We start from the raw sequence: 10,045 nt of genomic DNA, 5'->3' as shown, positions 1-10,045 counted from the left end.
GATATCCTCCAGTTCGGTCATCCTCCTGCGAGCCTCCGCGATCTGAATCATATCGCGCAAGTCCCACAGCAAGTGGCTTGTCGCCTTCCAGGATTACAAAGTCAACTGGCCGGTCAGGTTTCGGATAGTCTTTGAAGACTTCACCAAGCAGCACATCTCTTCCAGCCCTTTCCGGTCCGATCACGGTTAGAGAGGGAAAATGCTCGCGAAGAATTGAAAAGAGGCGTTCCGTAAGGTCATATCCTTTCTTTCCGCGGTCCTTGTATTCCCATAGGATCGCGCAGAGTGCTTCGTCAGGCATCGGGCGCTCCGTAAACCGTTTCTGCACCTCAACAATCTCGCGGAACCCATGACCAAACCTTTCGCAGATAGATTCCGCAGCTGATTTTTTCTTCAACATCTCAACTGGTGTCTCAGGGCTGACATACTTTCGAAATACTCTCGAAAGCTGAATCCTCATCCACTGCTCTCTGACATTGGAAATTGCCAAAAATAAATCGATTGACGAGTGAGAGCCTTCCAGAAGCTGGCCAAACAAGACGAGTACTGGTTTATACAATTCGCAAGCCAAAGGCAGGACGTCGGGATAATATTCGCCGGAGGACAAGGTTATCCATAGATGACCCTCGTCCTTGTAGTCTGCGAACGCAGCCGCCTTGTGCTTACTGTCGTCCATCATGGCTTCCTGAAACCTTTCTGTTAAGCGGATTTTCAGATGATACCGGATGGTTCCGTGACTTCTCCCTCAACTTCGCCAGTGCAGCGTAACCGGCCCGGCGAGCGGATGCCCGCCTGTCCCCTTCAACCGCGCCTGTTTCAGCGCGAAGTACCATTTCGCCGGCTGGTCGGCGTCGTCGATCAGCATGAGCGCCGGGTTGAAGCGCAGGCCTTCAGCCTGCTCGATCATCGTCTGCTGGTCTTGACGCACGAACCGCGCGCCGAAGAAGGTCGCAATCGACGTGACGAACGGCACCCAATAGGCGATGTCCCACGCAGCAATGACGTCAATGCGGCAGGTCGAAGCTGTCACCGGCGTCACCGTCGTCAGGCTGGTGAACCAGCGGTTGCCTGCGCGGATGGTCTCGTAGCGCCGGTTGGGCAGCACGAAGTCAATCGTCGTCACTGGCTTGCCCAGCAACCGATACGGCGCGCTGTTCGATGAAGGCGCGTGCGGCGACATGCGGAAGCCCTGTGGAATCGGCTCAAACTGCTTGGTCTTCTCGTGGATGCTCGCGCGGCTGCGCCACCACCACGCCTGATGCACGAACGGTCCGTGCGCCGGGTCCATCAACCCGATGATGCCGTGGTCTACATTGCAGGGCAGGTCGGCTACCAGGTGTGCGCTGCGAAACCGCGTGGAGAACTTCGGCAGCTCCGGCACCGGCGGTAGAGCGGCATTCACACGTCCGCTGCCGGGTTCGGGAATATAGACCCAGGCATAACCGTCGCGCTCCTCACACGGATACGCGCTCGCAAAAATCTTTCCCGGCTCCAGCACGTCGTGGCTGGTAAGCGAAGGAATCTCGCGGCACTGGCCTGAACACGGCTCGAAGCGCCAGCCGTGGTACTTGCACTGCACCGTCTCGCCGTCAAACCATCCGGCCGAAAGCGGAATGCCACGATGCGGACACAGGTCGCGCATTGCAAAGATAGTGCCGTCCTTCTTGCGTCCGAGCACCAGCGGCACGCCCAGCAGCAGAGTCTTCGACATCGTGCCCACGCGCAGCTCTCGCGTGCGCAGCGCAGGGTACCAGTCGCCGAAGATTAACTCCGCCGGCGGCCCTCCCGTCTCCGCTGTTCGTGCCTGTTCGGTCAAACCTGCTCCTTGAACGATTGCCTCACCCATCATATCCGGGCGCGCATCAAGTACACTCGGCTGAGAGCGCCGCTCGCCTCGGCAATGGACACGGACACTCTTCTCTCGCAACCCGGCGCACGCCGCAATCGCATCTTCCTTATCGCGCTCTGGTTCCTTTTCTACGCCAGCTTCACGCTCTTCACCCCACCGCTGCTCGACGACGCCGACTCGGTCCACGCCGAGGTCGCCCGCGAGATGCTCGCGCGCCACGACTGGACCACACTCTACGCCAACGGCATCCGTTATCTTGAGAAGGCCCCGGCACTCTACTGGTCGATGGCGGCGAGCTTCCGGCTCTTCGGCCCTACGACCGCAGCCTCACGTCTGCCGCTTGCGCTCACCGTGCTTCTGCTTGCTCTCGCCGTCGAAGCCTTCGCGCGCCGCGTCTTCCAGACCACACGCGCAGGACTCTACGCGGCCCTCATCCTGCTTTCCAGCTTCGGCATCTTCATCTTCACGCGCATCAACATCCCCGACGCAGTGGTTTGCCTCTGGCTCACACTCGCGCTCTTCGCCTACTGGCAGACCGAGCAGCAAGTCCCACACGAATCCCCGGGTGCCCCATTCTTCGCTGCCTCATCGCGAAGGGTGAGAACGACGATCTCCGCTCAACCTTCGCACCTTTTATGCTGGCTCTTCTCCGCCGCCTGCGCGTTGAACGTCCTTACCAAAGGGTTGATCGGAATCGTCTTCCCGGTCCTCATCGTCCTCCTGCATCTTGCGCTCACGCGGCGCAGCTTCGGCGCGGTCATCCGGCGCATCCGGCAGCTTCACCCCTTCACGAGCGCCATCGTCTTCTTTGCAATCGCTGCACCGTGGCACGTGCTCATCGCACGGGCGAACCCCACGCAGGGACACCCCGGCTCGCTCGCCTTCGCGCACGGACACTGGTCCGTCCCGCTGCCCACCGACGGCAACGTCCACGGCTGGCTCTGGTTCTACTTCGTCAACGAACAGGTGTTGCGCTACCTCAACCTGCGCGTGCCACGCGACTACGACACCGTCCCCCTCGTCCTCTTCTGGGGACTCGTCCTCATCTGGCTCATGCCCTGGAGCGCCTATCTCTTCAAGGCCGTTGCCCGCGTCCCGTTCCGCAAGGCATTACGTCCGCGCGTATCTATCCGCACGCTGACGAATACTGAAAGCACGCTGCTTCTGCTCGGCATCTGGGCCGCTGTCCCACTGGTCTTCTTCAGTTTCTCGACCAGGCAGGAGTACTACGTGCTGCCCTCGCTTCCGGCGCTCGTGTTGCTGATCGCCGCGTGGCTGGCAGACGAAGCGACAGAAGCTGAGTCCTTCACCGTGCCCAATCCGCTCACCCGCGCCGGTCAACGCATCTCGGTTGTCCTGCTCGTTCTCGGTGCCATCGCCGCGCTGGTCGCGGGCTTCTTCGTCCTGCATGCGCAGCCAATGCCCGCCAACACCGATCTCGCTTCGCTGCTGCGCCAGAACCCCGGCGACTACGCTCTCAGCTTCGGCCACTTCCTCGATCTCGACACGCGGGCCATGGGAGCCTTCGAGCGCCCGCTGCTGCTCTCCGCTATTGCGCTGTTCGGCGGCACGCTCGCCAACTGGCTCCTGCGCCGCAACTACCGCACGCACGTCGCCAACCTCTGGCTCGCCGCAGGAGGCTTCGGCTTCCTGCTGGCAGCACACATGGGCTTGCAGATTTTTTCTCCCGTACTTAGCTCGCAGCAACTTGCCGTCGCCATCGCCCCGCAGCTTCGTCCCGACGACCTCATCGTGATCCACGGCGAATACGAAGCCGCCAGCACGCTCGGCTTCTATCTCCAGCGGCCCAGTCCCGGAACCACGCCCATCCACATTCTGAACGGTCGCAGCTCGAACCTCTGGTACGGCAGCTTCTTTCCCGACGCCCCGCACATCTTCGAGGACGACCGCTCGCTCGCACTCGAATGGTCCGGCATCCGCCGGGTCTTTCTCTGGCAGGACCTGAGCGACCCCTTGCCTGCCCTTCCCGGCAAGGTCTGGTTCATCGCCGAAAGCGGAGGTAAAGAGATCCTGAGCAATCAGCCCAGCCCCTACTGACGCCGCGCGAACCTCCGAAGACACGCTGCTGCGCGCGTCCGCTGCTATACCCTAAAGGGGATGCAACCCGGCCTCTCCACGCACGTCTTCCTTGAGCAGCGCCTGCACCCAGGCATGCTCGACGCTCTTCACCAAGGCGGCGCCTGCACCATCGAGATCTTCGCCGCCCGCCACCACTTCGACTACACCGACCGCTCCGCCGTGCGCGAAATCGCTTCATGGTTCCGTGCCAACGACGTAGCCGCTACACTGCACCAGCCGCTCTTCACCGACTCGCACTGGTCGCGCCACGTCGCGCCGAACCTGAACCTCATCGACCCGGAGAAGTCGCGCCGCATCGACTCCATGGACGAGGTGAAGCGCGCGCTCGAAGCCGCCGAGCAAATTCCCATCGCCGCCGCCGTCCTCCACCTCGGCCTCAAGGACGAGCCCTGGAACACGCGCGCCCTCGAAAACTCGCTCACGGCCATTGAGCACCTCAAAGCCTTCGCCCACCCGCTCGGCGTTCGCATCCTGCTCGAAAATCTCCAGAACGACGTCACCACACCTGAACACCTACTTGAAATCCTCAAAGTCGGTCACTTCAACAACGTCGGCATCTGCCTCGACGTGGGCCACGCGCATCTTGCCGCACCACCAAATGAGAACCAGCCCAACAAGGGCATCGACGACGCCTTCGAGCTGCTCTCGCCGCGCATCGCAGAGCTTCACCTGCACGATAACCGCGGCCAGAAGGACGACCACCTCTGGCCCGGCTCAGGCAGCATCGACTGGAAAAATCTCGCAAAGCACATCGCTGCATTGCCCGCCAACACGCCAGGCATCCTCGAAATCTCCTACGAACTCGATGAAACGCCGGACTCCGTTTCCGCCAAGACCAGCCAATCCTTCGACCTGATGAAGCGCGCCTGCGAGTAGCCGCTCTTCATCACTGAAGTATTCAGGTATGCTGGTGGACGCCCTCCCCTGCGACTCAGCCCGCCAACTCTGATTTGGAGCGATCATCATGTCGAACGAGCCGCACCCTGACCACATCCTGCAGATAGGTCTCGGCTTCTGGCCGTCAAAGACCCTGCTCAGCGCCGTAGAACTGGAACTCTTCACCAAGCTCGCCAATCACCCCGCGACCTTGGCTGAACTCAGCTCCAGTCTCGGCCTGCATCCACGCTCCGCGCGAGACTTCCTCGATACCCTCGTCGCTCTCGATTTTCTTGATCGCAACGACGGCGTCTACAGCAACACTCCATCGACAGACCTCTTTCTCGACAAGCGCAAACCGTCTTACCTCGGCGGCATCCTCGAGATGGCAAATCTCCGTCTCTATCCCTTTTGGGGCAATCTGACCACCGCATTGCGCACCGGCGAGCCGCAGAACGAGGCTCGCACCGGAGAGGCCAGCACCTTCCAGCAACTTTACGCGGATCCCGAACGGCTCCATGGCTTCCTCAAAGCCATGACCGGCATCAGCCACGGCGCGAACCTCGCCATCGCACAGAAATTCCCATGGAAGCAATACCACTCCGCCGTCGATGTCGGCACAGCACAAGGCGACCTCATCTCTCAGGTCGTGCTTGCCAACCCGCACATCGCCGGGATCGGCTTCGACCTGCCCGAAGTGGCCCCCATCTTTCAGGACTACATCGTCGCCAATAACCTGGATTCACGCGTGAAGTTTCAAACCGGCAGCTTCTTCGACTCCCCACTCCCCCGGGCCGATGTTGTCATGATGGGACACATCCTCCACGACTGGGACCTCGACACCAAGAAGATGCTCGTTCGCAAGGCATACGACGCGCTTCCGGCAGGCGGGGCCTTCATCGTCTACGAGAGCATCATCGACGACGACCGCCGCAAGAACGCCTTCGGCCTCATGATGAGCCTCAACATGCTCATTGAAACTCCAGGCGGCTTCGACTACACCGGAGCCGACTGCATGGGCTGGATGAAAGAAGCTGGCTTCCGCGAAACCCGCGTCGAGCACCTCGTCGGCCCCGAGTCCATGGTCATCGGTACCAAGTAGCCCGCCCGAAGCCCAGACCGCGTTCTGCTTCCGATGCAGAACGCGGGGCTTCCTCTCCCTGCCCGTATCCCGCAATGCCCCGCAAAGCGGGTACACTGTGGCAGTCCATGACGACTACACATCCTCCCCTCGCTTCCATCGCAACCATCGGCCAGCACGAAGGTCAGACCGTCACGCTGCGCGGCTGGCTCTACAACATGCGCGAGTCCGGCAAACTGCTCTTCCCCATCTTCCGCGACGGCACCGGCACCATCCAGGGCATCGTGCCCAAAGCTGCCGTTCCGCCCGAGGTCTTCGACCGCGTCAAATCGCTCACGCAGGAGTCCAGCGTCATCGTCACGGCCAGGGTTCGCGCCGACAAACGCGCGCCCTCCGGCTACGAGCTCGATGTCGAAGACCTCCAGATTGTGCAGCTCGTCAGCGAGGCCGACCCGTTCCCCATCACGCCCAAAGAGCACGGCGTTGACTTTCTCATGGAGCACCGCCATCTCTGGATGCGCACGCCGCGCCAGTCCGCCATCCTGCGCATCCGCGCCACCATCATGCGCGCGGCGCAGGAGTACTTCGACACCAACGGCTTCGTCCGCACCGACCCGCCCATCCTGACGCCCGCCGCCTGCGAGGGCACCAGCACGTTATTTGAACTGGACTACTTCGGCGACCCCGCCTACCTCACCCAGTCCGGCCAGCTCTATATCGAAAGCACCGCGCTCGCGCTGGGCAAGGTCTACAGCTTCGGCCCCACCTTCCGCGCGGAAAAGTCCAAGACCCGCCGCCACCTCACCGAGTTCTGGATGATCGAGCCCGAGATCGCATGGCTCGAACTCGACGGCCTCATGGACCTCGCCGAAGCATTCATCACGCACATCGTCTCGCGCGTGCTCGAACTGCACCAGGCCGACCTCAAAGTCCTCGGCCGCGACACGTCGAAGCTCGAAGCCATCAAGGCACCCTTCCCACGCATCAGCTACGACGAAGCCCACGCCTTGCTCGACGAAGCCTACAAAGCAGGCAAGCTCGAACACCCGCACCAGTACGGCGACGACTTCGGCTCGCCCGACGAAACCTACATCTCCTCGCAGTTCGACAAGCCGGTGATGGTCCACCGCTATCCCGCGGCCTTCAAAGCCTTCTACATGCAGCCCGACCCGAAGGACGCGACCAAGGCCCTCTGCGTCGACGTGCTCGCGCCCGAAGGCTACGGCGAGATCATCGGCGGCTCGCAGCGCATCGACAGCTACGACCTGCTGAAGTCCCGCATCGAAGAACACAACCTGCCCCTCGCCGCCTTCGAGTGGTACCTCGACCTGCGCCGATACGGCTCCGTCCCCCACGCCGGCTTCGGCATGGGCATCGAACGAGTCGTAGGCTGGCTCTGCAACCTCGACCACGTCCGCGAAACCATCCCCTTCGCCAGAACTTTGAATAGAATTTACCCATAAATTCAATCATTCGACTCGGCGTCCAAATGATTCATGTTGAGCTATCAAGTACCCGTCAAGTAATTTGCGTTCAAATAAAAGCATTTATTTTCATATACTTACGCGTATCGTGGCTATTCGAACGTACCCGAATGACGTTAGCCCATCAAGTAAATTTCAATCTCCTTCGGAAACCGCCCACGAAGGAATGTAGCGCATTAGTTTGGGTGCTGCACTTGAGTCATGCGGAAAGATTACACCGGCTTCAACCGCCTCCCTTATCAATCGGGAAGCGGTCGCCGTATTCCGATCTTCGATTGCGAATCTTGCTCGAACCGACGCATTCGTCATATGTTCCCGATTGACATAGCGCAAACACGCATGAAGATACAACGCTCGGACACGATCATCTTTATCCATGCGTTTCAGTGGCTTATGAGCGAACAGCACGATACGGGTATTGCCCTCAATCGCTTCTGTGAGCGGAGCCGGTAGCTGATGTACCTCCGTCAAGAACACAACCTTGTCCCATCCGCTTCCGCGTTCTTCACAAACGCCGATCCGTCTCATCAAGGACGCGAGTGCTTCATTTCGAGAGCGAGGCGGTGAATCGATAAATCGTTCGGTCTTGACCAAAGGCTCACCTGGATTCGTAAGTTCAATCCGATCATCAAAGATTTCGACCATCGGGCCCGAACCGGTAATTGAAAAATCTTGATGGATGAGAGCATTGGCTACAAGTTCTCGGATTGCCAATTCCGGATACATAGAGACATCCTGTCGCAGGGCCTGCCGTATGACCTCGTTGGTGGGCAGAAGTCCGTTTACATATCCGATCAAACCTTCGAACCCATTGCCGTAACCTCTGTGTCCGTCCTGTTCCTTCAAAGTTTCGACGCGGCTGTTTCCCCTATATTGGATGACACGAATAGCCTTCCGCTTCAATGGGCCAAAATCATCGAGACGCTTTGCGAACAACACAGCGCCGAGATTTGTAATGTCCCACTTTCCTGCGCCATTTGGATTTATCAGATTATCTGATTGAAGCGCAGATAGAGTTGCTTTTCTACTTTCAGGTAGTGAACGAGCGACCAACTCAAAATAAGACGGCACATCGAGAAGCGTAATAACATCCTCTTCTGTCAAGTTGTCAGCAGCCGTATTGCTTTCAAACGGCACCTCGTCGAAAATTCTCCAGAGCGCTCGCTCCTTCTCTGGAAAATCTTTGAGCCTCTTCTTATATGAGCCGACCCGTATATACTCGTGACCGGAAAAAGCTACCGGGTGGCGCGCTGCACGTTCAATTTCGAGAATAATGACAGCGTGGCTCTCGACAAACAGTTCATAAAAATGGAAGTGGATCTTGGGCGATAGCATCCGCAATAACCAATTCTCAAGCTCCTCATTGCCGACCTTTTCGGATTTTGGTCGAAAGGATGTGCCGACAATCGTGTGATTGTCATTCTGAATCCCCCACGCCAGATATGCGCACGCCTTTCCCACGAGGGCGGCGGAATTGGACAAAGCAGAGATGTATTCGCCAATCTGCTGTGCCTCAAACACGTTTTGTTTAAATTCAACCCATTCAGTCTCCTGTGGGAGCTTACAAAGCTCGCGTAGGAGACTGCTCAAATATTCGCTAGACCGGTTGACAGACATAGTTGCACTCTCTGTTTTGTATCATGCGTTGATTCATATGATGGGCGGGTGGCCCAGACACCGAAATGGGTGCCACATTCATCGCGTCCTTTGTTTCACACAATCGTCGGCATTCGCGCCCCGCGCAAACCGCCCTCTTCCGCCAAACCCTAAAAACTGACGCGCAGCTCAGACCTCTCCGCCACCGGCTCAACGATCTTCACCCGGTTATGCCCCGGATTGATCTCCTGTTGCGTTCTTACCACGCCATACTGCTCCAACTTCGCCACATCACGCCGTACCGACTTTGGATCGCGCTTCAGCTTCTTCGCCAGCGGCGTCACTGAGTCAGGCTTCGTCCGCGCCACCTCCACCACCCGCATCCGCTGCTGCATCTTATGGCTACCGCTTGCTAAAATCGCAGCCTATGGCAGCCGCTGAACATCCCGCACCTCCGCACACGAAGCCCACGCCGCATCACACCAAGCTCCTCGAGCTGGCCGCACGCCACGCCATCGCCGAAGAGGGCGGAGGCCCGGAGCGCCGCGCCCGCGAAAAGAAGGCAGGCAAGCTCTCCGCGCGCGAGCGCATCGACTTCCTGCTCGACGAGGGCACCTTCGAGGAGACCGACAAGTTCGTCACCCACCGCGCCACCGACTTCGGCATGGACCAGCAGCGCATCCCCGGCGACGGCTTCATCACCGGCCACGGACGCATCCACGGCCGCGTCGCATTCGTCTTCGCGCAGGACTTCACCGTCTTCGGCGGCTCGCTGTCCGAGGCCAACGCCGCCAAGATCGTCAAGATCATGGACATGGCCGCCCGCGTCGGCGCGCCCGTCATCGGCCTGAACGATTCAGGCGGCGCGCGCATTCAGGAAGGCGTCGTCTCCCTCGCAGGCTACACGGACATCTTTCTACGCAACACGCTCTCAAGCGGCGTCATTCCGCAAATATCCGCCATCATGGGGCCGTGCGCAGGCGGCGCGGTCTACTCGCCCGCCATCACCGACTTCACCGTCATGACCGAGAAGACCAGCTACATGTTCGTCACCGGGCC

9 protein-coding genes are annotated in these 10,045 nt (G+C 59.6%); 5 read left to right on the top strand and 4 right to left on the bottom strand.

Translation table 11 applies throughout. The features are described from left to right. Both VFU66_RS03140 and VFU66_RS03135 read right to left on the bottom strand, forming a co-directional pair. Positions 1 to 679, bottom strand: a 679-nt coding sequence (locus VFU66_RS03140; RefSeq protein WP_326444776.1) for a hypothetical protein, incomplete at its 3' end; no start/stop codon positions are given. Positions 680 to 745: 66 nt separating this feature from the next. Then, positions 746 to 1,846 (bottom strand): Rieske 2Fe-2S domain-containing protein, encoded by a 1,101-nt coding sequence (locus tag VFU66_RS03135; protein WP_414649368.1) that lies wholly within the window; start codon positions 1,844 to 1,846, stop codon positions 746 to 748. On the opposite strand from VFU66_RS03135, the gene VFU66_RS03130 reads away from it, so the two are divergent. The 4 genes from VFU66_RS03130 (at position 1,826) to asnS (ending at position 7,369) form a co-directional block, all read left to right on the top strand. Continuing rightward, a complete protein-coding gene (locus VFU66_RS03130) occupies positions 1,826 to 3,907 on the top strand; it encodes a phospholipid carrier-dependent glycosyltransferase (RefSeq protein WP_326444774.1) in 2,082 nt (693 codons plus the stop codon). The two genes, VFU66_RS03135 and VFU66_RS03130, sit on opposite strands and share 21 nt — an antisense overlap. A gap of 60 nt (positions 3,908 to 3,967) precedes the next feature. Next, a complete protein-coding gene (locus tag VFU66_RS03125) occupies positions 3,968 to 4,825 on the top strand; it encodes a sugar phosphate isomerase/epimerase family protein (protein ID WP_326444773.1) in 858 nt (285 codons plus the stop codon). Positions 4,826 to 4,913: 88 nt separating this feature from the next. Then, on the top strand, positions 4,914 to 5,927 hold the full coding sequence (locus tag VFU66_RS03120; RefSeq protein WP_326444772.1) for a methyltransferase: 1,014 nt from the start codon (positions 4,914 to 4,916) through the stop codon (positions 5,925 to 5,927). A gap of 107 nt (positions 5,928 to 6,034) precedes the next feature. Then, positions 6,035 to 7,369, top strand: a complete 1,335-nt coding sequence (gene asnS / locus VFU66_RS03115; RefSeq protein ID WP_326444771.1) for an asparagine--tRNA ligase — start codon at positions 6,035 to 6,037, stop codon at positions 7,367 to 7,369. A gap of 156 nt (positions 7,370 to 7,525) precedes the next feature. Here the strand turns inward: asnS and VFU66_RS03110 are convergent, their stop codons facing one another. Then, the gene (locus VFU66_RS03110) at positions 7,526 to 9,007 is read right to left on the bottom strand and encodes an ATP-binding protein (RefSeq protein WP_326444770.1); all 1,482 of its coding nucleotides are present in this window, start codon (positions 9,005 to 9,007) and stop codon (positions 7,526 to 7,528) included. A 149-nt stretch (positions 9,008 to 9,156) separates the two neighbouring features. Then, positions 9,157 to 9,381, bottom strand: a complete 225-nt coding sequence (locus VFU66_RS03105; protein ID WP_326444769.1) for an HVO_A0114 family putative DNA-binding protein — start codon at positions 9,379 to 9,381, stop codon at positions 9,157 to 9,159. A gap of 32 nt (positions 9,382 to 9,413) precedes the next feature. On the opposite strand from VFU66_RS03105, the gene VFU66_RS03100 reads away from it, so the two are divergent. Next, the coding region (locus tag VFU66_RS03100; protein ID WP_326444768.1) for a carboxyl transferase domain-containing protein at positions 9,414 to 10,045 on the top strand (632 nt) is incomplete at its 3' end.

Source organism: Edaphobacter sp., assembly GCF_035763405.1.
GTDB lineage: Bacteria > Acidobacteriota > Terriglobia > Terriglobales > Acidobacteriaceae > Edaphobacter.
This window is presented reverse-complemented; position numbering and strand designations above follow the sequence as displayed.

Coding starts and splice junctions, on each gene's coding strand:
- asnS (WP_326444771.1), top strand. CDS start 6,035: ATGACGACTACACATCCTCCCCTCGCTTCCATCGCAACCATCGGCCAG.
- VFU66_RS03120 (WP_326444772.1), top strand. CDS start 4,914: ATGTCGAACGAGCCGCACCCTGACCACATCCTGCAGATAGGTCTCGGC.
- VFU66_RS03125 (WP_326444773.1), top strand. CDS start 3,968: ATGCAACCCGGCCTCTCCACGCACGTCTTCCTTGAGCAGCGCCTGCAC.
- VFU66_RS03135 (WP_414649368.1), bottom strand. CDS start 1,846: ATGGGTGAGGCAATCGTTCAAGGAGCAGGTTTGACCGAACAGGCACGA.
- VFU66_RS03110 (WP_326444770.1), bottom strand. CDS start 9,007: ATGTCTGTCAACCGGTCTAGCGAATATTTGAGCAGTCTCCTACGCGAG.
- VFU66_RS03105 (WP_326444769.1), bottom strand. CDS start 9,381: ATGCAGCAGCGGATGCGGGTGGTGGAGGTGGCGCGGACGAAGCCTGAC.